The organism is Enterobacter cloacae complex sp. P24RS, assembly GCF_014982165.1.
Classification (GTDB): Bacteria; Pseudomonadota; Gammaproteobacteria; order Enterobacterales; family Enterobacteriaceae; genus Enterobacter; species Enterobacter quasihormaechei.
The window spans coordinates 165456-189799 of sequence record NZ_JADCKU010000004.1 but is presented as its reverse complement, the minus strand read 5'-3'; the positions used below and the strand labels follow the sequence as shown (position 1 = coordinate 189799).

Annotated in this window: 22 protein-coding genes and 1 other RNA gene; 9 read left to right on the top strand and 14 right to left on the bottom strand. The window is 54.9% G+C overall.

From position 1 onward, the window contains the following. The first annotated feature begins 198 nt into the window (after positions 1–198). Positions 199–558 (top strand): CHAP domain-containing protein, encoded by a 360-nt coding sequence (locus INF58_RS05460; RefSeq protein ID WP_193527186.1) that lies wholly within the window; start codon positions 199–201, stop codon positions 556–558. 1 nt (position 559) lies between these two features. Continuing rightward, positions 560–1012, top strand: a complete 453-nt coding sequence (locus INF58_RS05455) for a DUF3828 domain-containing protein (protein WP_193527185.1) — start codon at positions 560–562, stop codon at positions 1010–1012. A 110-nt stretch (positions 1013–1122) separates the two neighbouring features. Here INF58_RS05455 and INF58_RS05450 read toward each other — a convergent pair whose 3' ends face one another. Continuing rightward, a complete protein-coding gene (locus tag INF58_RS05450) occupies positions 1123–1851 on the bottom strand; it encodes a MerR family transcriptional regulator (protein WP_063867053.1) in 729 nt (242 codons plus the stop codon). 189 nt (positions 1852–2040) lie between these two features. Next, positions 2041–3261, bottom strand: a complete 1221-nt coding sequence (locus tag INF58_RS05445; protein WP_193527184.1) for a diguanylate phosphodiesterase — start codon at positions 3259–3261, stop codon at positions 2041–2043. A 339-nt stretch (positions 3262–3600) separates the two neighbouring features. Here INF58_RS05445 and ycgZ point away from each other — a divergent pair, with 339 nt between their 5' ends. From ycgZ to INF58_RS05435, 3 genes are read left to right on the top strand one after another with little or no spacing between them, the layout of a single operon-like run. Further along, on the top strand, positions 3601–3840 hold the full coding sequence (gene ycgZ / locus INF58_RS05440) for a regulatory protein YcgZ (RefSeq protein ID WP_063448954.1): 240 nt from the start codon (positions 3601–3603) through the stop codon (positions 3838–3840). A gap of 4 nt (positions 3841–3844) precedes the next feature. After that, positions 3845–4165 carry a hypothetical protein gene (locus tag INF58_RS20910; protein WP_227415017.1) on the top strand — a complete coding sequence of 107 codons (321 nt, stop codon included), beginning with the start codon at positions 3845–3847 and terminating at the stop codon, positions 4163–4165. A 29-nt stretch (positions 4166–4194) separates the two neighbouring features. Beyond that, complete coding sequence (locus INF58_RS05435) at positions 4195–4473, top strand: biofilm/acid-resistance regulator YmgB/AriR (RefSeq protein ID WP_193527183.1); 279 nt, start codon at positions 4195–4197, stop codon at positions 4471–4473. 57 nt (positions 4474–4530) lie between these two features. Here the strand turns inward: INF58_RS05435 and INF58_RS05430 are convergent, their stop codons facing one another. Genes INF58_RS05430 through INF58_RS05405 form a run of 6 tightly spaced genes read right to left on the bottom strand, consistent with a single transcriptional unit; the run spans position 4531 to position 10532 of the window. Then, complete coding sequence (locus INF58_RS05430; protein WP_193527182.1) at positions 4531–5184, bottom strand: LuxR C-terminal-related transcriptional regulator; 654 nt, start codon at positions 5182–5184, stop codon at positions 4531–4533. 41 nt (positions 5185–5225) lie between these two features. Further along, positions 5226–5738 carry a fimbrial protein gene (locus INF58_RS05425; RefSeq protein WP_193527181.1) on the bottom strand — a complete coding sequence of 171 codons (513 nt, stop codon included), beginning with the start codon at positions 5736–5738 and terminating at the stop codon, positions 5226–5228. Positions 5739–5749: 11 nt separating this feature from the next. Then, positions 5750–6697 carry a fimbrial protein gene (locus tag INF58_RS05420; RefSeq protein WP_193527180.1) on the bottom strand — a complete coding sequence of 316 codons (948 nt, stop codon included), beginning with the start codon at positions 6695–6697 and terminating at the stop codon, positions 5750–5752. Between the two features lies 1 nt (position 6698). Next, positions 6699–9239 (bottom strand): fimbria/pilus outer membrane usher protein, encoded by a 2541-nt coding sequence (locus tag INF58_RS05415; RefSeq protein WP_193527179.1) that lies wholly within the window; start codon positions 9237–9239, stop codon positions 6699–6701. A gap of 27 nt (positions 9240–9266) precedes the next feature. Then, positions 9267–9944 carry a molecular chaperone gene (locus tag INF58_RS05410; RefSeq protein WP_193527178.1) on the bottom strand — a complete coding sequence of 226 codons (678 nt, stop codon included), beginning with the start codon at positions 9942–9944 and terminating at the stop codon, positions 9267–9269. A gap of 57 nt (positions 9945–10001) precedes the next feature. Then, on the bottom strand, positions 10002–10532 hold the full coding sequence (locus INF58_RS05405) for a fimbrial protein (protein ID WP_193527177.1): 531 nt from the start codon (positions 10530–10532) through the stop codon (positions 10002–10004). 354 nt (positions 10533–10886) lie between these two features. On the opposite strand from INF58_RS05405, the gene INF58_RS05400 reads away from it, so the two are divergent. Together INF58_RS05400 and INF58_RS05395 are read left to right on the top strand one after the other, a co-directional pair. Further along, positions 10887–11546, top strand: coding sequence for a winged helix-turn-helix transcriptional regulator (locus INF58_RS05400; RefSeq protein WP_193527176.1), 660 nt, complete (start codon positions 10887–10889; stop codon positions 11544–11546). A gap of 77 nt (positions 11547–11623) precedes the next feature. Next, positions 11624–12253, top strand: coding sequence for a helix-turn-helix domain-containing protein (locus INF58_RS05395; RefSeq protein ID WP_193527175.1), 630 nt, complete (start codon positions 11624–11626; stop codon positions 12251–12253). 46 nt (positions 12254–12299) lie between these two features. On the opposite strand, the gene INF58_RS05390 is transcribed toward INF58_RS05395, so the two are convergent. The 3 genes from INF58_RS05390 to INF58_RS05380 all read right to left on the bottom strand — a co-directional run bounded on the left by INF58_RS05390 (position 12300) and on the right by INF58_RS05380 (position 16043). Then, positions 12300–12494 (bottom strand): YdiH family protein, encoded by a 195-nt coding sequence (locus INF58_RS05390; RefSeq protein WP_063448958.1) that lies wholly within the window; start codon positions 12492–12494, stop codon positions 12300–12302. Between the two features lie 85 nt (positions 12495–12579). Further along, on the bottom strand, positions 12580–12990 hold the full coding sequence (gene menI / locus INF58_RS05385) for a 1,4-dihydroxy-2-naphthoyl-CoA hydrolase (protein WP_131636812.1): 411 nt from the start codon (positions 12988–12990) through the stop codon (positions 12580–12582). Further along, entirely contained in the window at positions 12987–16043 is a 3057-nt protein-coding gene (locus tag INF58_RS05380; protein ID WP_193527174.1) for an FAD-binding and (Fe-S)-binding domain-containing protein, read from the bottom strand. Before INF58_RS05380 ends, menI begins: the two co-directional genes overlap by 4 nt. A gap of 197 nt (positions 16044–16240) precedes the next feature. Between INF58_RS05380 and ydiK the strand changes: the two genes are divergently transcribed. Continuing rightward, the gene (ydiK, locus tag INF58_RS05375) at positions 16241–17356 is read left to right on the top strand and encodes an AI-2E family transporter YdiK (protein WP_063866486.1); all 1116 of its coding nucleotides are present in this window, start codon (positions 16241–16243) and stop codon (positions 17354–17356) included. Between the two features lie 209 nt (positions 17357–17565). Beyond that, positions 17566–17673, top strand: an RNA gene (gene rprA / locus INF58_RS05370) — antisense sRNA RprA. A 5-nt stretch (positions 17674–17678) separates the two neighbouring features. Here the strand turns inward: rprA and INF58_RS05365 are convergent. From INF58_RS05365 to ppsA, 3 genes are all read right to left on the bottom strand, one after another. Beyond that, the gene (locus INF58_RS05365) at positions 17679–20054 is read right to left on the bottom strand and encodes a glycoside hydrolase family 3 N-terminal domain-containing protein (RefSeq protein WP_193527173.1); all 2376 of its coding nucleotides are present in this window, start codon (positions 20052–20054) and stop codon (positions 17679–17681) included. A 3-nt stretch (positions 20055–20057) separates the two neighbouring features. Further along, positions 20058–21458: an MFS transporter gene (locus INF58_RS05360; RefSeq protein WP_112792895.1), complete on the bottom strand. Its 1401-nt coding sequence runs from the start codon at positions 21456–21458 to the stop codon at positions 20058–20060. Between the two features lie 234 nt (positions 21459–21692). Then, the gene (ppsA, locus tag INF58_RS05355; RefSeq protein ID WP_017384643.1) at positions 21693–24071 is read right to left on the bottom strand and encodes a phosphoenolpyruvate synthase; all 2379 of its coding nucleotides are present in this window, start codon (positions 24069–24071) and stop codon (positions 21693–21695) included. Between the last annotated feature and the right edge of the window lie 273 nt (positions 24072–24344).

Genomic DNA, 24344 nt, shown 5'->3' with positions numbered 1-24344 from the left:
AATTCATCATAGCGAAAGACAATAGCGGGAATAAAAAATGTTCGTACGTACCGGGCATAAAGATGTTTGATGGATAAATTAATCATTATTTATCAAACTGATAGTGGTTAAATTCCGATCACGATTAATTACATAAACTCGTCACTTTTCGGCGTAATGTTTCCCTTGTTAACCAGTCAATCAGTAAGGGATTACATTATGTGGAGCGCCCATAAAGCCGCAGTATATGCTCGTCAGCATGCTGGCCAGCATAGCCAGAAAAGATGCGCAGAATTCGTTTCAAAAGCCATTCGCGCCGGCGGTGCTAATCTACAGAACACGCATTATGCTAAGGATATGAAAAGCAATTTAATTCTGGCTGGCTTCCACCAGGTTTACGGTGAGCCTGTTGAGGGTGATGTGGCGGTGATCCAGCCCACAGCCCACCATCCCTATGGCCACGTATGCATCTATGGCGGGAACGGCGTCTGGTACTCTGATTTTGTTCAGAGAACAATGTATCCGGGAAAAGAATACCGGGAAGTAAAGCCAGCGTATGCAATTTACAGACATGACTGATATGAAAAAAATAATTCTGGCGGGCCTGCTTCTGCCCACTCTCATATCAGCTGCACAGACGTTACCACCTGAGGCATCCGCTGCCCTTCAGTTTAATAAATGGTACATCTCGCAAATTATTAGCGGGAAAGAGCCCCAGAAAAACTATGACGAGTTGAGACCCTACGTCACCCGTGAAACCATCAGCAAACTCAAAGCGATGGATAAGCTGGATCCAGATGAATATGACGTGCCTGACGTCGATATGTTCATTAAGGCTCAGGGATATGAAGATGACTGGGGCGTAGTCAGTGCGCGGGCGCTGGATTACGATGCCGCCTGCATGCAGGTCTACATTTCATTCGGCAAAAAGCGGGATCACACCGTGATTGACTGCATGGTCAAGGAAGATGGCGAGTGGAAAGTCGAATCCGTGGCCAGCATGAATATTCCAGACAACCTGACGATGGAGTAAACCGACGATATGACAGAGGTACTGATGCCATGCATCTTCGCGGATACCCCTGTCGTATCGCCAGAAAGCAAAAAATCCGCGCTGGTGGTTTACCGTCGGACCCCTTAGCTTCAGTGATGGAACGCGACGGCAAAGCCCTGTTCACGCCAGTGGTCGAGCTGTTGCTGCTGGCGAGGCGTTGGCTCTTTTCCGGTCCAGACGAAAATTTTTTGCCCCGGGAAGAGTTCCGGACGCGGAGAATCAATCGGTTCGGCCAGCACGTCGATATGCCAGCCCTTGTAGGCCAGACGGGCCGCTTCCAGCCACAAATGCGTACGGTCGTCGCACTCCCACCCTATCAGCAGCGCGTCTTTCCCCGCTTTTTTGCGCGATTCCACCAGGCTTGTAACGGCAAACTCAATCAGGACGCCATCAAGCAGGCTCGCCATATGGCGCACCGTATTCTGGTCCTGGTTCATTCGTTGTCGTACAGGGGTGATGATGTTATCAATCAGTACATCCATCGCATGATCGCGACGGAACTCACCGATTTTGGCGCGCAGCTTTGCCGGATTGGCGTAGCGCAGAACGGTTAACATCTCTTCCTGAAACGATGCCCAGTTCCCCTGAGTCATCACTTCCGTATTTTCAAGAAGCGCTTTTACTTTGCCGACCGAAACACCCGTTTTCATCAGGCGTTTGATCTCTTCGATACGCAGGATATCTTCATCGTCAAACTGACGATGACCCCCTTCGCTGCGCTGCGGCTTCAACAATCCATAACGGCGCTGCCAGGCACGCAGCGTAACGGGGTTGATACCGCATCGTTCGGCTACTTCGCCGATACTGTAATAGGCCATTAACTCCCTCACGCACAATACTTCCATACCTAACCAAACCAACCTTATCAGATTGTACAATATATTTGTATAACTAACTCCGGGTTCGGAGGCAAGTGAATGGCCCAGAGAACCACTCACTCGTTAATGTATTGTTGTATAAATTTAGCCAAACGTACAGGTCACTCTTAAGAATGACGTACAGGATTTCTATAAATCATACTTTTTCTCTGGCCAGGCAATCGCCGGAATGCCCCCCAGACGCGGGCTGGCGAACAGGTTTCCCTGGAACTGAGAAATCCCGGCAGATTCCAGCCACATCCACTCTTCAGCCAGCTCTACGCCGACTGCGCAGAACAGAATTTCCAGGGACGCGCAGCATTTGATGATCGCCTGAATAATAGCCTGACGCGGGCCGCTCTTGTGCACGTTGGCAATCAAATCACGATTAATCTTAATTCTGTCCGGCTGGAACTGGGCCAGCAGTTGCAGACCGGCGAACCCCGCACCAAAGTGATCGATAGCCACGCTAATACCGGCGCTTTTAAGCTGTCTGACCGCGCTGGTGAACTCCTCAAAGCGCGAGATCGCCTCGCTCTCGGTAAACTCGACCACAATTTGCTCCGGCACAAAACCGTTCGCCTCTATTGCCGTGAGTAAAAAATCGACGGCACCGGGTACATTGACCAGCGTCATTGGCAGCAGATTGATGGACAATGTTTGATTCCCCAGGCCCAGTGCGCTGGCCATCGACAAAGCCACCTGCTTGCTCGTTAAATCCGATTCGTACAGCGCCTCACGCGGCTGGTTAGCAAAATACTCTTCCGGCGACTCCCCGGACGGCGTGCGGAGCAGGGCTTCCCATGAGACCACCTGCTGCATAAACGGATCGACGATAGGTTGAAATGCGAAACTACAGTCAGCCCCCTTTGCCACAACCGTCGGCTGCGAAGATAACGGCGTGTTTTCGGTGACAAATTCCCAGGAATCTGCCGAAGGCAGCTCAAAATAGTTCGCTTTTTCAGTGGCTTCAACGAATGTGCGGAAAAATTGCAGGGCGCGATCGTTATAGGTCAGCTGATAGCGGGTAGTGCCTTTATCGAGAACCTGTTGCAGCACTTCGTCCGTGTCGTACTGACGAAGGTCAAAAAGCTCCATCCCGGCGTTGCCAAAGCGCCGGGAAGGACCGTGATCGCTCAATAATTCAACCACGTTGTGATGCCGTGGGTCGCGGCAGATGAGCTGATAGATCTCATTTACGTTCTCAGCGGGCCCTTCAAGTAATTGAAAAAAGTGTGTGCCGTTAAACAGCAAAATCCCCGTTACATCTAACTGGCGATTTCTACAATTTGCAGCATCGACCATGTCTTCCAGCGCTTTAACTGGAACGTCCTCGCAGATATGACTGCGGTAAATAATGGTTGTGAGCATGCTAATCCTGGAAATTGAAGGGGTGACCACGAAAACGCGTGGGGAGAACTCTGTTATAGCACATTTATTGCCCAACAAATAATTTACATCTCAACGATTTACGCGGCTTCTTTACGCTATTTGCTTGCTTGTACAACTCTGCGACGCCGCTTCGGATTGTACAATATATTCTGTAAATTCCGCATAAAATTTAACACGCTCAACTATATGATAAATAATATATTTATAAAATATATTATAAAATTCTTAAGAAATTGTACATTTTAAATGTACAGATTTGAAAATTATGTATACCTTAAATGTAACGTTACTGATTACAGAATTTTACAGGAGCGAAACATGCAGCAGAAAGGTTACGTCGCAGACTCAGCAACCGCCATTGCGCAGTACTTCGAAAAAGCCGCGCTTCCAACCCAGCAGGAAACCCTGGGCCAGGTTGTTGTTGAAATTCTTAGCGATGGGCGAAATCTGAATCGCAAATCGCTCTGCACAAAACTGTTAAGTCGCCTCGAAAAGGCTAAAGGCCCTGAAGAGGAACGCCATTATCACCTGCTTCTTGGTCTGCTCTTCGAACGTTAATGTTATGAAAGGCAGTGATGCAGATAGCCTGATCGACCAGCTTATTGGAGAAGCCGCGCTTTCACTCTTGAAGGGGCGCGCTCCCGTGACGACCGAGGGGTTGGTTCAGCATCTGCGTAACATGCAAGCACGTGAAACGGATCCCCAGCGGCGGGAGACACTGGCGACGGTGATAGCTGAAATCAGCTCTGGCACGGTCGCTTTTACAGGTCGCAGAACCGCACAAGGACGAACACAGAGAGAGGGATCTCTTAAGAATAATCGAGACAATGTAGTGCCGTTATTTGGTCATGGAAAACCTTCCAGTCCCAAGAAGATACATTGACTACAACTTCACAGCTACGGTGAGAACAAATGAGACAAAATATTCAGCTTCAACCCGAATACCACTCTGCCTTTTTAGATAGCGCGCTGTCGGAGTATTTCCGTCATGCGGGCGATCGCTTTGCTGAAGAGTCTGCCATTTTTTCGACTGCGGTTCGTTGTATTCTCGCTTCCGAAGGTCATCTGACCAACAAAGCGATCATTCTCTGGCTGATCCAGACGCTGGAAACCACCGACGACGTCGTCAAGGCGGATGTGATCCGTAAGACGCTGGAGATTGTTGTCGGTTATACCATGGACGATCTTTAAGGCCTCCCCCTTCCCCCATAAACGGATAGCGTGCCAGGCGCGCTATCCGCTGCCCTTTCAGGTTACTGGTTGTGCATAACTGTTTTCCAGGTAGTCCCGAAGCAGGTTCGGTCGGCTCTTTTTCTCAATTAATTTTCTCAGCAAGACGATCAACTCGTAATCGCTACGCAGATTAAATTTCTGCATCATCATATACTTATGGGTAAAAACCGTTTTCTCGCTCATGTCCAGCGCGTGAGCGGTCTGCACAACCGACAGCCCTCTGTAGAAATTGACCATAATACGCACTTGCTGTCGGGATAACCCCTTATGCTGGCAGTCGAAACAGCGCTTTTTATTCCACGTGTAACCCGGTAATTGCGTCCTGAACCACGCGATAAACAGGACGCCGCTAATACGATCGAGCGATGCACGGCGAGGGAGAAATATAATGTCCTCAAAGCAGGAGGGTAACGCCGTAAAGCGCAGCTCATCGTCGACGAGGCCTATCACAATCCCTTTTTGCCGGGCCAGTAACTCGGGAAAACAGGTCAGCGTTTCACCCTGACATAATGAAAGGACAATGATATCGGCCTGACTGACGTTTTCATGGGTCAGGCCAGGGTTAAACGTGATGGCGCGATGAAAGTTATGCTTAAAAAAATCCTCGAAAAAGTACTGTAGCCCAGCCTGAAAAAACAGATCCGTATCCTGAATCAGAATATTCAACATCGTTCATCCCCACGTCGTTAATAAATGCTTATCACCGGCATTCAGTTGTACTGCATCGTCATCACCACAACTGCACTGATGCTGCCCGGCGTGGCGCCACCCGTTACGGATTTGACCGAAGCCTGCATATCCATGGTCGCGGTTCTGTCGGCGGCAATGGTTTGGGTCATGCTGGAACCTGTTCCTTTGAGCGTACCGGTTTGGGCATCAAGCATGGCTATCGCCACGTGGGAGGCCGACCCGCTGTTTAGAAAATAGTCTGCCCCCGCCACGGGATCGGGGCTGCCGGTAAAAGAGACGGTCACACGCTGCGTTCCCGTTGGGCACTGGGTAAACAGCAGGCTGAAGGATACCGGATCTGAAGTCGAGCCCGGCGTCGCCATGTTGGTTGCCTGAATATTGCCCAGGTTGACATCAAGGCTGTTATTCCCGCCATTGAATACGCACGGCGACGCAACGATATTCCCCGTCACGCCGACGTTCACGCTATCAGCGGAGAAAACTTTCCCGCTGAGTAAAACCAGCAACAGCAAAGTGCTGTACCTTATTTTCATCTTGTTACCTGCTACTGATAGGTCAAATTAAGGGTCGCGGAGGCATTCGCTGAGCCTGACTCCACGCGGGTCAGCGTTTGGTAATATCGCGCCGTTAACGGTAATGTCTCCTGTCCGCCAGCAGACTGGCGCAGGAAAAGTCGGCTGTTCATCACCAGCGGTGTCCCGTTATAGATAAGCTGCACCCCAACCCCTTTTGCGGTGCCGGCATTTCCCTGCCCGGTTAAGGCCATCACGCTGGTGTTCGCGCTGTCCGGATTCTGTATGCCACTGAGCGAGACATTAATATTGGTTCCGGCGGCGCAGGTCAGTCCCAGGTTTTGCGTGTTCTGTGCCCCCGTCGGCGTGGTGCCAACCACGGAGCCGAACGCCGAAGCGGGAATATCCCCTATCGGGAACGTCAGCTGTGACGTATTGACCGTGCACGCCAGGGCATTAATGGTTCCGGAGGTGAGTTGCACGGTCAGGCCGTCACGGTAGATACCGTCGCTCCCCTGAAGCGTTACGACGCCGACAACCCCTGGCGTTAACGCCCCCGACGACACCGGGCCCGTCACCACCAGCTCGATCTTCCCGCCGTACCAGTCCACGTAGGAGGTCTGCGCGTTGTAGGAAAACGTATTGCTCGGGTTTTCAAAATAGGCGTTTGAAGAAAAGCGTATGCCTATCCCGCTGACGTTAGTGTTGTAAACATGGTTGCCGTAGCTGCTCGGCGTGGCGCTGGTGTAGCGCATGCTAAATCCCAGCATCAGTGGATTGGTACAGCCGGTAAGATAGGAACCGGTGTTCGAGGCCGCGCCGGAAAAGACCACCGTGCCGACGGGCGCATCGCGCTGCACGTTGATGGTTCCCACGGACAGGGTTGAAAGCTGCGGCGTGATGGTAGTGCAGGTACCGGCACGGGCGAGGTTTCCCGCCGCGAGCAAACCAAGAAGCAAAATCGCGTTAAAACATTTCATGTTAGCGTTCCTGACGGCAGGTGGCGCGCATATCAGCGATCCCGCCGTACGTTGAGTGTTTCGGCAGGCTGAAATCAGCGCGGCATTGCTGGCTGGACTGACTGCCCCACGTCGCGACTAGCGTTCCCTGGTCGCGCATTCCGGTTAAATAAACCTGGCCGCGATCGCCCACAATAAAGCTGCCGCTGTCATCACCGACGAGGGTAACCACCGCGCCAAACGGCACGGCGCGATCGTTGTCGGTTAAGGTCATCAACACCCGACGACCCGATTTCGCAAGGTAATCGGCTTTCACCACCGCTCCCCGCGTCGGCGTTACCGTGCGGGTGTTAATCTCCAGTTCGACATCGTCCGGCATATTTTCCGGATCGAGAGTGAGATCGTTTTTCCGGTAGACCGAAAGGTTGCCCACAACCGTATAACCGCGGAAATCTGTCCGTACACCGGGCTGATTGCGGATATCCACGCCGTGCGCGCCAGGGGCTTTGATTAAGGCGTTAGTCTCCCCCAGCGGCTGAGAAAGCGTGATGCCATCGGCGTGGGCGAGAATGCCGCCTTGCAGCCCGTAATTCAGGCGTTCACTGTTTTTGTCATAGCCATAACCCGCCGTCACTTCGCCATAGGTGCCCCGGTAGTCCGCGTTCAGGTTGCCGGTATAGCCCACGCCCTCTGTGCCATATCCCTGCTGAACGTTCCAGTTCAGGGCTCGGTTTTCGAGCGCAACCCCGTTCAGGCCGATACTGCGCGTCGTCCCGTTATTCCTGCTGGCGTTCATGCCGTAGTTAGCCCACGTCTGCGGCAGAAATTTATCCAGCGGAATGCTGATGTTGAACGCCAGCAACTGGTCGTGGTCAGCCTGTTTTTGACCGTCGTGGCTCTCCGACGCTGAACGGACATTTCTGCTGTAGGTCCATGTCATGCCATAGCTGATGTTGTGCCAGTAGTTGCTATAGCCGACGCTCCACGACGCCATCGACTTACCGTCATTCCAGTAATCTTCTCGCGCCGCAGTGAGCGTGATCGCCCCCAGGTTATCCCCCAGCATCTGGCTCATCGTCAGCTCTGCACGGTTACGCCGCCTGTCCTGAAGCGCACTGCCGTCGCCGTACGAATCGAGTACGTCCTGCATCCAGTAATAGCCGCGGGTGGAGTAGCGATACCCGGCAATCGCAAAGTTTGTCCCGGTATTGATAAAATTCTTGCTGTACCGGGCTCGCCACGACTGACCGCTTGTTTTCGCGGTATGCTCCGGCGTCGACCAGCCCTGAGTGACGTCAGCGGATATCGCCCCGAGATCGCCCATGTTTTTGCCCACGCCCAGAGCCGCCGACTGGTACTTATCTGCCCCCTGAACGCCGCCATAGAGCGTGATGCCGTGGCGGAGGCCGTAAATCCCGGTCAGTTGCCCGAAAGGCGTTTTCTCCACGCTACGGTTGTACGAGCGATACTGCCCGGCGGTAAGGGCATATTTGAGGCGGCCCTCCCGTTGCAGGACCGGCAGCGAAGCGTACGGCAGGGTAAAATGTTGCTCACTGCCGTCGGCTTCGACGATCGTCACATCCAAATCCCCCGCGCCGCCCGTGGGGTACATGTCCGCGATCTCAAACGCGCCCGGCGCCACGTAGCTTTGGTAGATTTGATAGCCATTCTGACGCACCACGACCTGCGCATTGGTTCGCGCAATACCGCGCACTACCGGCGCGTAGCCCTTTAGGGAATCCGGCAGCATATCGTCGTCGGACGCCAGCTGGACGCCGCGAAACGGCATGCTGTCAAACACATCGGCAGGCGCGGAACTGTCGCCAAGCGTGAGCTGGGCTTTCAGAGGAATGATGGCGCGCTGCATCCAGGTGTAGACGTTGTCCCACCTGTCCTGGCCGGACGCATCACGGGACCAGGTGGTGTAGTTGCGTAACCGCCAGGGGCCGACATTGATACCAGGCCGCAGGTTGGCATACTGGCTGTCGCTGCTGGTATCCGCCCCGCTTCTCGCCCGACTATTCGCACCGCTCAGGCTGTAGTTGAGCATGGCGGCGGTAATGCCCTCATCCCACCTATCTGGGGGAACATAACCTCTGGCCGGGAGATCGATAGCCGCCTGCGGGATGCTGATCGCCAGACGCTGGGCGCCGAACTGGAAGTCTGCGCTGGCCTGTGGGATCGCCTTGAGATCTGCGCACTCACGCTGAGCGGCGAGCTGTGGAAAAAGCGCCGTTTTCACGCCCCACGCTTTTAACAGCCCGACGCTCAGGCACGGCTGCAACGTTTCGCTGCCGTTGGCATCCTTCACCGCGATGAAGCGAATATCCCGCGTTTCCAGCAGCTGGTCGTCAAGAATAATATCAACGTGGTACGTCCCGGGCGCCTGCGAGCCGGATTCAAAGGCTGATAAATCCGCTTTTCCCATTCCGGGATTATCCAGCTCTATCAGTTCCGTATTAAACGTATCGCTGGCATACAGCGCGGGAGAGATACCCGCGAGCGCGAGGGCAATAAATATTGCCAGACGTGCAGGCTGCACTGTATTAAATGCCGTGGTCATGACGAACACCTGATTAATGCAAAGGGATCACAAACTGGCCCGGTGTAATTCGCCAGGACTGCCATAATCGTTAATGACCTTAAACGTCAGCGCATTGCCCTGGGCCCCCTTCGGTAACTGAAACCAGGCTGAACCTGAAGGCATTACGTACGTGACATCGTCGAGTTTTTTATCCCCTACCGTAATTTCATTGAAGTTGATAACGTACGGCGTAGGGTTATTCACCTGGAGGGTATTCCCCGCACGATGCCAGGTTAATTTGTTGGCCTGGTCTTCGGGCGTAGACGCGCGAAGACGCTCTGGCCGATAAATCAATTTAATGCGCGTTTTAACGGCAATTTGCAGCGCGTTCATCTGCTTTGAGGCCGATGGAATAGCTTTAATATTTAACCAGAATAAACTTTCCTGTTCCTGGGGCAGCGAGCCCGTCATAACAATACGCTCAAGGTTTTTTTGCCCACCGTCCAGCCGATACAGCGGAGGGGTAATAATAAAAGGCGCTTTACCGGACTGACCATCCTGAACATCGATCCACGACTGGATTAAATAAGGAACGTTATCAGGATTAGTAATACTTATTGACGCCTCTTTTTTAGCCCCATCGAAAATAATACGGGTGCCGCCAATAACGACGCCGGCGCGGGCGGATGTCAACGTAAGCGTTAACAGCGCCATAGCCAGGCCAGTTGTGGTGATAAAACGCATTTTAATACCTCATAAAGCAAGGGGCCGGGCGGCCCCCCGCTGATTACTGCCAATGACCTAGTTGTAAACCACGGAGAAGTTTGCGACTGAGTTAGCCGGACCCGCGGTAACGGACGACGCGGTAGAAACATACTGAGCGTAGAAGTTCAGCGTATTATCGGCCGTGCTGCTCAGCGCGTAGGTATACCCATTGCTGCCGTGCAGCGGCAGATCGGCTTTATCTGCCGTCATCAGGTTAATCGCCACCCCTGTGGCTGCCCCTGCCACGGACGTATCCACCGCCAGCAGGCTGGCATTGGTTAAATCCGGCGTGCCGTCAAAACGGACTTTTGCATTAGTGACCGTCACCGGACAGTTTTTCAAAATAATATTGAACTGTGTCGCAGCCGTTCTGGCACCCGTCGTCGGAAATTCCGTTTTATAATAATCGCCTAATACCACCACCTGATTCTTAGATGCCACATCAACGTCGCAGGCAGAATCCAGAATATTCCCGTTAAAATTAACGGTACCGGCCGCCGCAAATACATTCGTCACGGTGAGTGCAGAACCTGCCGCTAACATTGCTATCATCAATTTCTTATTCATAAATCTTTATCCTGTATTACCTTATTTATTACTGACATTCAGTTGCAGAAATAAAAGCCCTGCCGACAAGTCAAAATTTATACAACTCTTATTCCGCGCACAATGATTTTCAGGGTCTAGCTGTAGACCCTGCTTTAACAAAAACAAAACATATTCGCCAGGAAACGCCTTAAGAATAATGGTCACAGTCTACTTTTAGACCTGAGTTAAAAATATTTTAAATTCAATTAATTAACTCCTGAAAAAAGACAAGTCTATAATTAGACTTGCCGAAAACATTCCCTGACCCACTGTTTTTTAAGATAATTCTTCATGCCGATCAAAAAATGATCGCATGAGTGAGTGAGGTCTCAAATGAATACCCGATTCGCCCCCGAGCCAGAAGTTGATAAGTCAACAGCGCTTGGTGCTAAGCCTTTTAAGCACATTGAAAAAATAATCGATAATGTTCTGCCGCATGCGGAGAGATGCATTATGGCTAAAGGGGAAGTTATCCATTATTACTCAGGGGATACCCGTCTGTGTTTTTTACTGTTACACGGCAGCGTGGCCTTGCACCGCCGTGGTGACGGCATTGTTTTAAATTCTGAATCCGCGCCGTTTATACTCGGCGTAAGCAGCCAGTTTTCGTCTGAACATCTGTACGTCAGAGCGCTGGAAACCTCAGAAGTGGCTCGCGTTTCGCTGGCGTGTTTCAATCATGTTATTGCCCAGCAGAATTTATGGGAGCATTTCTCAAACCTGCTGATCTATACCGCATCGCGCGTCTACGAGCATTGTGCCCAGATATCGCAAATGTCGGCTTATGACATCATCCGCTTTCAGCTGGTAGAACTGATGCAGGAGCCGGAAGCCATAAGACAAAACATAACCGCCGCGGCCTACATCAAAAGCCGCACCTATCTTTCACGCAGCGGTATTATGCGGATCCTGGCGGAGTTGCGGACAGGGAAATACATCACCATGGAGCGCGGCGTGCTAATCGAGATCCACCATTTACCCCGTAAGTACTGAGGCCGTATTTATCTCTGGAGAAGGTGGAAAAGAAGAGCGACACTATAGAAAGTACTGTCTCTTTCCAGGTTAACGCTATGTTTTCTGACAAACCATCGCATCGCGGCTCTCCCTATGCCCAGGAACTGATTTCTCATTTACAGCCGCACTGCGCCACGCATAAAACCGATCGCGGTGAACAGCTCGATCTTCAGGTTAACGGGCAAAGCATGTGTTATTTAATTCTTGAGGGCACGATCGCCATCTACAGAAGAAGCGACGACATGATGCTTTCAACGGCGCGCAGTCCCGCCCTGTTTGGCCTCGCTAATCTGACGGACATTTATTTTAACGATTATCTCAGAACGGTGACGCCTTGCCTGATCGGTGTGCTCACGACTGACCGCGTGGCTGACATTATTAAAGAGAAGGCGCTGTGGGGGCTGCTTTCTCAACATCTTATGTTTGTCTATAACCGCCTCTATCACAACGTCATGCCGAAAGGCGCGCCAACGGCCTACGAGATGATTCGACAGCAGCTCATGCTGCTCATGCAGGAAGATGACAGCTACCGGTGCAGCGTGACGGCGGAAAAGTATATCAGGGATAAAACCCAGCTTTCCCGAAGCGGCGTAATGCGGATACTTGCTGACCTGAAAACGGGCGGGTTTATCGAAATGGAAGAAGGCCGGCTCATTAAAATTAACAAACTACCGGCTAAATACTGAGTTTCGGGTACAAAAAAGGCCGCGCTTGCGGCCTTTTCTTCACTGCTTAATGGACGTGAACGCCCAACCGCCAGGCAAAGTAGATCTCTTCTTTCAGCTCGTTTGAAGAGAGCGCCAGCAAATCCGTAAATTCCAGCTCAAGCTGTTTCAGCTTCTTCAGGTACTGCGCTGGAGACAGATTGCTTTTATCGCGACGTAAATATTCAATTGCCAGTCGTGTTGGGGTTATTTCAGTATCCATGATGTCCTCGCTTATGTTCAAAACGTGACCAGTATATCACAACCGGACGGCTATTTTTTGACCAAAAACAAGACATCTGGAAACTTTACACAACGGCCGTCGTCAGCCTGGACGAACAGCACAGGCGATCCTGCTCGTCCAGAATATCGATCTGCCACACCTGATGACGGCCTCCGGCGTGCAGCGCACGGCAAACGCCGCGCACGCGCCCGCTGCGAACGGCGCGGATGTGATTGGCATTGACCTCCAGCCCGACCACCTTCTGCTCCCCTTCCGTGCACAGGTAGCCTGCGACTGAGCCGAGCGTTTCAGCCAGCACGACGGACGCGCCGCCGTGCAACAGGCCAAACGGCTGATGCGTACGGCTGTCTACCGGCATCGTCGCCTCCAGTTCGTTGTCGCCAATGCGCGTGAACTGGATATCCAGTAAGCCGACCATGTTTCCTGCACCCATGGCATTTAATGCCTCCAGCGTGACCGCACGTTTCCAGATCATCCCATAATCTCCAGTAAAGCCTGCAATGGATGGCGCACACCGTTACCTTCCACCCGCTTCACCTGGCTGCGACAGGAGTACCCCGTTGCCAGACAGCGGTTGCGCGGCAGGCGCTGCATTGCCTGATGCCACGACAGCTCATAAATGCCGAGGGAATTGGCGTGGTTTTTGACTTCATGACCGTAGGTGCCAGCCATACCGCAGCAGCCCACGTTGACGCTTTCCAGCTTCGCACCAAAGCGGGCGAAGATAGACGCCCACTGGGCGGGCGCCGTCGGCAGCGCGGTCACTTCAGTGCAGTGCCCAAACAGATACCAGGATTCTCCGCTGGCCTCCTGAGCGTCCGTTTGCTTCAGCACCGCAGGCAGCCACTCGTGGACCAGTAAGACCTGAAAATCACCGCGCGTATCGCCGAGCGTCTGCTTATATTCGTCGCGATAGCAGAGCACCAGCGCCGGATCGACGCCAACCATCGGCATGCCGAGCTGCGCCACGCGGTTCAGGAAGTCTGAAGTTTTCTGCGCGGTTTTCGCAAAGCGGGTCAGGAAGCCTTTAATATGCTGCGCTTTACCGTTCGGTGAGAACGGCAGCACCACCGGCTGATAACCCATTTTCTCCGCCAGACGCACAAAATCCGCCACCACCTGCGCATCGTAGTAGCTGGTAAACGGATCCTGCACCACCAGTACCGTCTTCGCTTTCTGCTCCGGCGAGAGTGCCTCCAGCTGTTCCAGGGTCATATTCGCCGAGCGGTGCCCCACCAGCCGACGCTGCAACGAGGGAACAGAGAGCAGCGGCAAATCGACCATCCCGATATGTTTTTCGGAAAGCTTGCGCACCAGCGGCTGGTTGATAAAGAAGTTAAAGGTTTTTGGCGCACGGGCCATCAGCGGCGCGTAGCTCTCGACCGTCGCCACCAGATGGTCGCGCATTGGGCGCAGATAACGCGTGTGGTACAGCTGGAGGAAGCGTGAACGGAACTCCGGCACGTCGATTTTAATCGGGCACTGGGTTGAACATGCCTTGCACGCCAGGCAGCCGGACATCGCCTCCTTCACCTCGTGGGAGAAATCATATTCGCCTTTATTCGCATGCCAGCTGTTGCGGGTGCGTTCGATAAGCCCGCGCAGGCTGGCGCGTTTTTCCGGCAGCTCCTGCTCCAGCTTGAGCGGGTCAACGCCGCGATCGGCCAGCAGGCGCAGCCATTCTCGCACCAGCGTCGCGCGTCCTTTCGGGGAGTGGATGCGGTTGCTGGTAATTTTCATCGACGGACACATCGGGCTTTTCACATCAAAGTTGAAGCACAGCCCGTTGCCGTTACACTCCATCGCGCCGCGCCAGGAAGCGCGCACCGCAATCGGAATTTGGCGATCATAGGTGCCGCGCTTAACGGCATCCACCCGCAACATCGGCGCATCAACGCCCTCCGGCGGGCAGATTTTTCCCGGGTTGAGGCGGTTATCAGGATCGAACGCGGCCTTCACCTTACGCAGCTCGGCGTAGAGCTGTTCGCCAAAAAAGGCCGGGCTGTACTCGGCGCGGAACCCCTTGCCGTGCTCGCCCCACAGCAAACCGCCGTATTTGGCCGTCAGGGCCACAACCTCGTCGGAGATCTCCTTCATCAGGATCTCCTGCTGCGGATCGCACATGTCCAGCGCCGGGCGCACGTGCAGCACGCCCGCGTCAACGTGCCCGAACATACCATAGCTCAGGCCATGACCGTCGAGCAGCGCGCGAAACTCAACGATGTAGTCAGCCAGATGCTCCGGCGGCACGCAGGTATCTTCCGCAAAGGGAATCGGCTTCGCCGCCCCTTTCGCGTTGCCGAGCAGCCCCACCGCCTTTTTACGCATCGCGTAGATGCGCTCGATGCCGGCGAGATCGTTACACAGCTGCCAGCCAATGACGCCGCCCTCGCCCTGCGCAATCAGCTCGTCCAGCCGCTGGCAGAGTGTGCTCATCTGGCTTTCAATGAGCTCTGCGTCGTCCCCGGCAAACTCAACGATGTTCAGGCCGAGCATCTCTTTATCCGGTACGTCGGTAATCAACTCGCTCACCGAGTGCCAGACGATATCTTCCCGGGCCAGATTCAGCACCTTAGAGTCGACGGTTTCCACCGACAGCGCCCGCGCTTCCACCATAAACGGGGCATTACGCAGCGCGGAGTCAAAGGAGTTGTATTTGACGTTTACCAGACGGCGCACCTTCGGCAGCGGGGTGATATCCAGACGCGCTTCGGTGATAAAGGCCAGCGTACCTTCTGACCCGGTCAATACGCGGGTAAGATCGAACTGGCTCATGTCGTCGTTGAAGACATGTCGCAGATCGTAACCCGTCAGGAAGCGGTTTAGCTTCGGGAATTTGTCGAGGATCAGTTCGCGATTTTCGCGACAGCGCTCCAGCACGGTGCGATAAATCCGTCCGCTGGTGGTGCTCTCCTTTGCCAGCGTTTCGGCCAGTTCGATCGGCATCGGCTGGGTGTCGAGAATATCACCCCCCAGCAGCACCGCCCGCACCCCCATCACGTGATCGGAGGTTTTACCGTAGACCAGCGAGCCCTGCCCGGAGGCATCGGTGTTGATCATCCCGCCAAGGGTCGCGCGGTTGCTGGTGGACAGTTCCGGCGCAAAAAAATAGCCGTACGGTTTTAAAAACTGATTGAGCTGGTCCTTGATCACCCCCGCTTCCACGCGCACCCACCCCTCTTCCGGGTTGATCTCAATGATGCGGTTCATATAGCGGGACATATCAATGATGATGCCCTGATTCAGCGCCTGCCCGTTGGTGCCCGTACCGCCGCCGCGCGGGGTAAAGACGAGAGAGGTGAAACGCTCCTGCGATGCCAGGCGGGCGATAAGCGCCACGTCCGCGGTAGAGCGCGGGAAAACGACGGCATCGGGAAGAAGCTGGTAGATACTGTTATCGGTTGCCATCGTCAGCCTGTCGGCATAATTGGTGGCGGTATCACCTGTAAAACCCTGTTGCTCCAGTGCCTGCAAAAAATTAAGCACCAGCTGAACGACGCCAGGTGCCTGAGAAATCTGTGGGATCATGACTATCGTCCCTAATGAGAGTGGTGGGAATCGTTTGCGTTGTATCACAACTTTTTATCACATTTTTTTCTTATACGCTCAGCAGAATTACAGGCAGAATTCGCCTGTCAAAAATCGCTGAGATCATTAATGATTAAAGAGATGCGGTTTACGTTCTCGCCAGTCAGACTGGCGTTCTTTTAAGGAAAGTTTTATTTATGGTCAACCTTCGCCAGCCCAGGGATGTTGCGCAAATTTTACTGTCGGTGCTGTTCCTGGCCCTCATGATTATTGCGTGTCTGTGGATTGTTCGGCCTTTCGTGCTCGGCTTTGCCTGGGCCGCTACCGTTGTTGTCGCCACCTGGCCTTTACTCTTACGCTTGCAGAAACTGCTGTTTGGTCGTCGCGGCCTCGCCGTAATGGTGATGACGCTGCTGCTGTTCCTGCTGTTTATTATTCCCATTGCACTGCTGGTGAATAGCCTGGTGGACAGCAGCGGCCCGGTTATTCGCGCGGTCACCAGCGGTGACATGACGCTGCCGGATCTCGCGTGGCTGAACAGCATTCCGGTCGTGGGCGCTAAACTGTACAGCGGCTGGCATAGCCTGCTGGAGATGGGCGGCAGCGCGCTGATGGCGAAAGTGCGTCCGTACATCGGCACGACCACCACCTGGTTTGTGGGTCAGGCCGCCCACGTTGGCCGCTTTATGATGCACTGTGCGCTGATGCTGCTCTTCAGCGCCCTGCTCTACTGGCGCGGCGAGCAGGTTGCACTGGGCGTACGTCATTTCGCCACCCGGCTGGCAGGCAAACGCGGCGACGCGGCCGTACTGCTGGCAGCCCAGGCCGTTCGCGCGGTGGCGCTTGGCGTGGTGGTGACGGCGCTGGTGCAGGCGGTGCTTGGCGGTATCGGACTGGCGATCTCCGGCGTCCCTTATGCCACTATTTTCACTGTCGTCATGCTGATGACCTGTCTGGCGCAGCTTGGTCCGTTGCTGGTGCTGGTCCCCTGCATTATCTGGCTTTACTGGACGGGTGATACGACCTGGGGCACGGTGCTGCTGGTCTGGAGCTGCGTGGTGGGCACCATGGATAACGTGATTCGCCCGCTGCTCATTCGCATGGGCGCTGACCTGCCGCTGATCCTGATCCTGTCCGGGGTGATCGGGGGGTTGATTGCCTTCGGCATGATTGGTCTGTTCATCGGTCCGGTGCTGCTTGCGGTAACCTGGCGTCTCTTCTCCGCCTGGGTGCATGAAGTGCCGCCGCCGGGAACCGATCCGGACGTCATGTTAAGGGAACTAGAAGAGCTGGAAGACAAGAACGCGCAGTAAGGTTTTATGCCGGGTAGCCCCAGCGCTTACCCGGCCTACACTCTTTGCAGCAATACTTAAACGTTGCTAAACTATTTATTCTCTGCACACTGGTCAGACCCGCCTTTTCCAGCCTAAAACCGTCATTCTCTTCAAGAAATCTTTACCTACCTTTAACTATTGAGACGAATCCGATCGACTCAAAATCCTGGCATGCCTACTATTAAGACACGGTTATAAATCAACACCTTGATTTATAAGCATGGAAATCCCCTGAGTGAAACAACGAATTGCTGTGTGTAGTCTTTGCCCATCTCCCACGATGGGCTTTTTTTTATCCTTTTTACGTTCGCGTAATATTACAGCGGCTGAGCATCTGCCAGTCACCCGCCAGCACCCGCGTCTCCCCGGTCACCTGCACCGTTACAACCTCGCGAATATCCGCCGAGGAAGCGCCAACCTGTAGCTCAAACTCCCCTGGCTCGACAATTCGCTTCCCGTCCCGGCGGGTGAAATTGAACATCTCCACCGGCAGAGTAAAGGTCAGCGTGGCGGTTTCTCCCGGTGCAAGCGTAACGCGCTGGAACGCTTTCAGCTCCTGAAGCGGACGCACCTGCGTGGCGACCTTATCGCGCACGTAGACCTGCACCACTTCGCTGCCGCTGCGCTCGCCGGCGTTGGTGATATCGATACGTAATGTCACCTCTCCAGCGATCGGGACGCGGCTTTCAGCCAGCCGTGCCGCTCCCCAGCTAAATTGCGTCCAGCCGAGCCCGTAACCAAACGGGTAACGCGCGCCGAAATGGAAGGCAAACGGCGTGCCCCCGCTTTTCAACTTGTGATTGTAGTAGTACGGCATCGCTCCGGCGCTTTTCGGCACGCTCACCACCAGCCTGCCCTGCGGTTCGGCGCGGCCGGTTAACACGTCGGCAATTGCCCAACCGCCTTCCTGTCCGGGCGCCCAGGCCATTATCAGCGCGGCCACCTTCTCTTCCAGCCCCTGAAGGTTATAAGGACGCCCGCCCGTCATGACGACAATCACCGGCTTGCCGGTTGCCACCAGCGCGTCCAGCAGCTGCTGCTGCACGCCCGGCAGCGCCAGCGAATCGGTATCCGAGCCTTCCCCCACGGTGCCGCTCTGGAATAGCCCGGCAAGGTCGCCAACGCAGGCCACCACTACGTCACTCGCTTGTGCAGCGCTCACGGCGTCGGGGATCAGATCCATGCGTTGTGACACCGGCGACTGCTGCATCGGCTTACCGCCGCTGTCGCCCGGGAAAACCGGCGCGCCCGCCATCCGTTTTTCAATAATGTGACACCCTTTCGCGTAACGTATCTGCGATGCGCCAAGGTACTGCTCCAGCGCGGCACGCGGGGTGGTCACCTGCGAGGTCTCTTCAACCATATCGCTGATGATCAGGTGAACCGGGAAGCTGTAGCCGCTCAGTAGCGCCAGCGGATCGTCTGCCGTCGGCCCGACTACCGCTACACGCGGTTTGCCGCCCAGAGGCAAAATGCCGTTATTTTCCAGCAGCGTTATCGATGTGGTTGCCACCTCGCGCGCCGCCTGTCGGGTCGCCTCGCTTTGCAAATCGATACCGTCTTCATCGACGTACGGGTTTTCAAACAGCCCGAGGCGGAATTTTTCACCCAGCACGCGCGCCACAATCTCATCCACCTTCGCCATGGAGATGAGCCCACGCTCTACCGCTTCCGCCAGGTGGCGCGCGCAGTCATCCTTCGGCAATTCCACATCCAGCCCGGCGTTAAACGCCAGCGCAGCCGATTCCGCTGGATCGTGAGAAATTCCATGGTGCTGGTGCAGCAGGCTGACGCCGCCGTAGTCCGCCACGATAATGCCGTCGAAGCCCCACTGCTCGCGCAAAACGGTGGTGAGCAGGAAATGGTCGCTGTGGCCCGGCTGATTATCGATGTCGTGATAGGCCGGCATTACCGAACCGGCGTTGGCCAGCTTGACCGCCATCTCAAACGGCAGCAGGAAAGTATCGTTTAGCTCGCTGAAGCCGAGATGGACCGGGGCATGGTTGCGCGCCCCTTCGCTGAACGAGTGGCCCACGTAATGCTTCAGGGTCGCCAGCAGATCGCGCTTGTCACCCTGCAATCCCTTCACGTACGCCGTGGCCATCACCCCAACCAGCCACGGATCTTCGCCAAAGGTCTCTTCCGTACGCCCCCAGCGTACGTCGCGGGAGACGTCCAGCACCGGGGCCAGCCCCTGCTGGCACCCGACTGAGCGGGCCTCTTTGCCAATCTGCTCCGCCGCGCGCTGCACCAGCGCCGGGTCCCAGGTGGAACCGTAGTTCAGCGACGACGGGAAGAGCGTGGCGTCTTTACACAGCAAGCCGACCAGACACTCCTCATGGAACAGCGCCGGAATGCCGAGCCGAGTCTCCTCCATCATCAGGCGTTGCAGGCGGTTGGCGGCACGCACGCCGGTCTTCGCATCGACAATGTGCGTGCCGAGCGGACGGGTGATCTGCCCGACGCCCAGCTTCAGCCTTTCGCTGAGGGACACCTGTTCGCTTACACCGGCAAACTTATCGCTCAGATCGCTGCGCTCGCGATGGTTGCCGTTTTCATCGAGGATCAGCCAGTATGCGTGCATCTGGGCAAATTTCTCTTCCGGGGTCATACGCGCCAGTAGATCGGCGACACGCTCGTGTACGGGACGTCCCGCGTCCCTGTAGATCGCAGTCATGGTTTACTCCTGTAGTGCGGATTGCGCTGCCGGGCTAAGCTGCCCCGCATCGTTTCGAATATCGCGTTTGCTGGCCAGCTCCCGGGCGATGGCGTCCACCAGCCGGCTGTTGAGTTTGTAGATGGCAAGGAGCGCCACCATGCACAGGAACAGCGCGCAGGGGATCAGGGTGAACAGCGCGTTGATCGTTGCGAGTACGTGAGGGGCCTGGTTTGCCTGTCCGGGAGCGTAATCCACCATGCCAAGCACCCAACCGACCACTGCCCCACCCAGCGCCAGCCCAAACTTGATGGCAAACAGGGCGGTAGAGAAGACCAGACCGTCCAGGCGGCGGCCGCTGCGGTGCTCTTCGTAGTCCACCACGTCTGAGAACATGGTCCATTGCAGCGGCGTGGTCAGGTTCTGAATAAAACTAAATACAATATTCAGACCGAATATCAGCCACACCTGCGAAGGGGGAATGAAGAAAATCAGCGCGCCAAAAATAACGAAGGAAATAATGGTCCACTGATAGGCACGCACGCGGTCGAATTTCCCCAGCAGGCGTTCTGATAATAATGCGCCGCTCAGGGATGCCACCATGCCGGAAACAATAAAGGCAAAGACCAGATCGGGACGTAACAGAACATAGTTAACGTAATACATGGTCGCAGAGCCGCGCGTTACGACGGCGGTTAACAGTAAAATATTAAACAGAAAAACAATTCGCCACTGGCTGTTGCCGGCCAGCAGTTTTAAATCCGTCAGCATCGAGCCGGAGGTGTCATTGCGCGGAGAGTAGCGCTCCCGGGTCATAAAGAAGCAGCAGAAGAATAAAACAATCCCCAGCAGCCCCATCAGGCTCATGGCATAGAAATAGCCTTTCTGCACATTACCCTGACCTAATAATGAGACCAGCGGCAGCGCAATAACCGTCACAATCAACCCGCCGATAAACGACAGGCCAAAGCGCCAGGATTGCAGCGAGTGGCGCTCGCGCGGGTCGAGCGTCAGCGCGCCGGGCATGGCGCAGTAAGGCACGTTAATGGCGGAGTAGATCAGGCTCAGGATGGCATACGTCACGCAGGCATAGACAATTTTTGCCGTCGCCCCGGCATCCGGCACGTAGAAGGTAATGAGGCAGCTCACGCCAAACGGAATGGCAAACCAGAGCAGCCAGGGGCGAAAACGACCGTGGCGCGTCTGAGTGCGATCCACCAGCGCGCCAATGCACGGGTCGACAAACGCATCGACCACGCGCACCACTAAAAACATGGTGCCCATAATGGCCGCTGGCAAACCGAATACGTCCGTATAGAAATAAGCGAGAAATAACGTTGCCGTTTGCCAGACCAGCGCGCTGGCCATATCACCCAGGCCATAACCTATTTTATCTTTGGTGCGTAATACAGAGGAGATTGTCATTGTTATTTGCCTTTTTATCAGGTTAAAACGTATTTCAACCAGTCGCGCATCATCCCGAAGGATGCACACGGTAAGGCTCAAGTATTAGCAACGCCTTGCCCGCTAACAATTGTCTAAATTAACAGGTAAATTATGATATTTGGTTTTTTGCTTTATTTGTGATGGTGAGCATATTCGCAGGAAAATAAAAAAGGCGAGGACAGATATCCTCGCCTTTTTCAGGTTATGTCGGTTTTACTTGTTCAGCTCTGCCAGGCTCAGCCAGGTTTGCACCACGGTGTCCGGGTTCAGGGAGAGGCTATCAATCCCCTCGTCCATCAGCCAGGCCGCAAAGTCTTCGTGGTCAGACGGACCCTGACCGCAAATGCCAACGTATTTACCCTGTTTCTTCGCCGCGCGAATGGCCATGGAGAGCAGCGCTTTCACCGCCTCGTTACGCTCGTCGAACAGCTCAGAGACGACGCCGGAGTCGCGGTCGAGACCAAGCGCCAGCTGCGTCATGTCGTTCGAGCCGATGGAGAAGCCGTCGAAGTGCTCCAGGAACTGCTCTGCCAGCAGGGCGTTGGACGGAATTTCACACATCATGATGATCTTCAGCCCGTTCTCGCCGCGCTTCAGCCCCTGACGCGCCAGCTCGTCCACCACCGCTTTCGCCTGATCCACGGTACGGACGAACGGGATCATGATCTCCACGTTGGTCAGCCCCATGTCGTTGCGCACGCGTTTCACCGCCTCGCACTCCAGCGCGAAGCAGTCGCGGAAGCTTTCAGACACGTAGCGGCCTGCGCCGCGGAAGCCCAGCATCGGGTTCTCTTCTTCCGGCTCGTAGCGCTCGCCGCCCACCAGGTTGGCGTATTCGTTGGACTTAAAGTCCGACAGGCGCACGATCACGCGTTTCGGGTAGAAGGCCGCGCCGAGCGTGGCGATCCCTTCCGTCAGGCGGCCAACATAGAACTCTCTCGGCGAGTCGTAACCCTTCATCATCTCGCGGATTTCGTTTTGCAGCTTCGCGTCCTGGTCGTCGAACTCCAGCAGCGCGCGCGGGTGAACGCCGATCATGCGGTTGATGATGAATTCCAGACGCGCCAGGCCCACGCCTTCGTTCGGCAGGCAGGCGAAGTCAAACGCGCGGTCCGGGTTACCGACGTTCATCATGATCTTCAGCGGCAGGTCCGGCATGGTATCCACGCTGGAGCTTTTCACGCTGAAGTCAAGGATATCGGCATACACGTACCCGGTATCGCCTTCAGCGCAGGAGACCGTCACTTTCTGGTCGTCCTTCATGCGTTCGGTCGCGTCACCGCAGCCGACGACCGCCGGGATCCCCAGCTCACGGGCGATGATTGCCGCGTGACAGGTGCGTCCACCGCGGTTGGTGACGATGGCGGCCGCTTTCTTCATGATCGGTTCCCAGTCCGGGTCGGTCATGTCGGTCACCAGCACGTCGCCGGGCTGAATGCGGTTCATTTCGCTGATGTCGTGGATCACCTTCACCGGACCGGCACCGATGCGGTGACCAATCGCGCGGCCTTCCGCAACAATTTTGCCCTGAGCATGCAGGGTGTAGCGCTCCATGACCTGACCGCGAGAACGGACGGTTTCCGGACGCGCCTGCACGATAAACAGCTTGCCGGTGTGGCCATCTTTCGCCCACTCGATGTCCATCGGGCGGCCATAGTGTTTTTCAATCTGTACCGCCTGCTTCGCCAGCTCTTCTACCTCGGCATCGGTCAGGGAGAAGCGGTCGCGCTGCTCCTGCGGCACATCTTCAATCGTGACCTGCTTGCCGTGCTCTTGCGTCGGGGCATAGATCATGCGGATTTTTTTCGAGCCCATGGTACGGCGCACCACCGCCGGGCGGTTTGCCGCAAGCGTTGGCTTGTGAACGTAAAATTCGTCAGGGTTCACTGCCCCCTGCACCACCATCTCACCCAGGCCCCACGCGGAGGTGATAAACACCACCTGGTCGAAGCCGGATTCGGTATCAATCGAGAACATCACGCCGGACGATCCTACGTCGGATCGCACCATGCGCTGCACGCCAGCAGAAAGCGCGACGCCGCGATGGTCGTAGCCCTGATGCACGCGATAGGAAATGGCGCGGTCGTTGAACAGGGAGGCGAAGACGTGCTTCACCGCCACCAGCACCGCGTCATAGCCCTGAACGTTCAGGAACGTTTCCTGCTGACCAGCGAAAGAGGCGTCCGGCATGTCTTCTGCGGTGGCGGAGGAGCGCACGGCAAAGGAGGCCTGCGCGTCGTCAGCGGAGAGCTGGTTGTACGCGTCGTGAATGGCTTTTTCCAGTTCCGGCTGGAAAGGTGTGTCGATAATCCACTGGCGGATTTGCGCGCCGGCTTTGGCAAGCTCGGTCACGTCATCAATATCCGTTTTATCCAGCAGGTCGTAAATGCGCTGGTTTACACCGCTCTGGTCTAAAAACAGGTTAAACGCATCGGCGGTTGTGGCAAACCCGTTTGGTACGGAGACACCCATACCGGACAGATTTGTAATCATTTCACCCAGGGAGGCATTTTTGCCCCCAACTCTGTCTACATCATTCATGCCGAGTTGGTTATACCAAAGCACCAGCGGTGACGAGCCATTGTTGGACATCGAAACAATCCTTTTGTGATATTTGATCGGAGTAAGAAACACCTGACTACGTATTTATACTGGCATATTTATTTCCGCTAAAAAAACGGTGAATCGTGTAAGCAATTTTATTTTTCAACTTTTCGGACACTTTCCATACGCTTGCTAACCCGATGATTCCTATAGATTCCGCCAGAAACCGTAGAAATAAAGCCGCTATTCCGAAAATGAAATCCGGTTTTCAGGAAAATCAAAAACACCATTTCATTTTAAATTCAGATAAGTTCTTAGCTG

Bases quoted from the DNA above. Each gene is read 5' to 3' on its own strand.
- ppsA (WP_017384643.1), bottom strand. From the start codon at position 24,071: ATGTCCAACAATGGCTCGTCACCGCTGGTGCTTTGGTATAACCAACTC.
- ydiK (WP_063866486.1), top strand. From the start codon at position 16,241: ATGGTCAACCTTCGCCAGCCCAGGGATGTTGCGCAAATTTTACTGTCG.
- INF58_RS05435 (WP_193527183.1), top strand. From the start codon at position 4,195: ATGAGACAAAATATTCAGCTTCAACCCGAATACCACTCTGCCTTTTTA.
- INF58_RS05455 (WP_193527185.1), top strand. From the start codon at position 560: ATGAAAAAAATAATTCTGGCGGGCCTGCTTCTGCCCACTCTCATATCA.
- INF58_RS05365 (WP_193527173.1), bottom strand. From the start codon at position 20,054: ATGACTGCGATCTACAGGGACGCGGGACGTCCCGTACACGAGCGTGTC.
- INF58_RS05420 (WP_193527180.1), bottom strand. From the start codon at position 6,697: ATGAAATGTTTTAACGCGATTTTGCTTCTTGGTTTGCTCGCGGCGGGA.
- INF58_RS05460 (WP_193527186.1), top strand. From the start codon at position 199: ATGTGGAGCGCCCATAAAGCCGCAGTATATGCTCGTCAGCATGCTGGC.
- INF58_RS05395 (WP_193527175.1), top strand. From the start codon at position 11,624: ATGTTTTCTGACAAACCATCGCATCGCGGCTCTCCCTATGCCCAGGAA.
- INF58_RS05405 (WP_193527177.1), bottom strand. From the start codon at position 10,532: ATGAATAAGAAATTGATGATAGCAATGTTAGCGGCAGGTTCTGCACTC.
- INF58_RS05380 (WP_193527174.1), bottom strand. From the start codon at position 16,043: ATGATCCCACAGATTTCTCAGGCACCTGGCGTCGTTCAGCTGGTGCTT.
- INF58_RS05360 (WP_112792895.1), bottom strand. From the start codon at position 21,458: ATGACAATCTCCTCTGTATTACGCACCAAAGATAAAATAGGTTATGGC.
- INF58_RS05390 (WP_063448958.1), bottom strand. From the start codon at position 12,494: ATGGATACTGAAATAACCCCAACACGACTGGCAATTGAATATTTACGT.
- INF58_RS05400 (WP_193527176.1), top strand. From the start codon at position 10,887: ATGAATACCCGATTCGCCCCCGAGCCAGAAGTTGATAAGTCAACAGCG.
- INF58_RS20910 (WP_227415017.1), top strand. From the start codon at position 3,845: ATGAAAGGCAGTGATGCAGATAGCCTGATCGACCAGCTTATTGGAGAA.
- INF58_RS05425 (WP_193527181.1), bottom strand. From the start codon at position 5,738: ATGAAAATAAGGTACAGCACTTTGCTGTTGCTGGTTTTACTCAGCGGG.
- INF58_RS05450 (WP_063867053.1), bottom strand. From the start codon at position 1,851: ATGGCCTATTACAGTATCGGCGAAGTAGCCGAACGATGCGGTATCAAC.
- INF58_RS05415 (WP_193527179.1), bottom strand. From the start codon at position 9,239: ATGACCACGGCATTTAATACAGTGCAGCCTGCACGTCTGGCAATATTT.
- INF58_RS05445 (WP_193527184.1), bottom strand. From the start codon at position 3,261: ATGCTCACAACCATTATTTACCGCAGTCATATCTGCGAGGACGTTCCA.
- ycgZ (WP_063448954.1), top strand. From the start codon at position 3,601: ATGCAGCAGAAAGGTTACGTCGCAGACTCAGCAACCGCCATTGCGCAG.
- menI (WP_131636812.1), bottom strand. From the start codon at position 12,990: ATGATCTGGAAACGTGCGGTCACGCTGGAGGCATTAAATGCCATGGGT.
- INF58_RS05410 (WP_193527178.1), bottom strand. From the start codon at position 9,944: ATGCGTTTTATCACCACAACTGGCCTGGCTATGGCGCTGTTAACGCTT.
- INF58_RS05430 (WP_193527182.1), bottom strand. From the start codon at position 5,184: ATGTTGAATATTCTGATTCAGGATACGGATCTGTTTTTTCAGGCTGGG.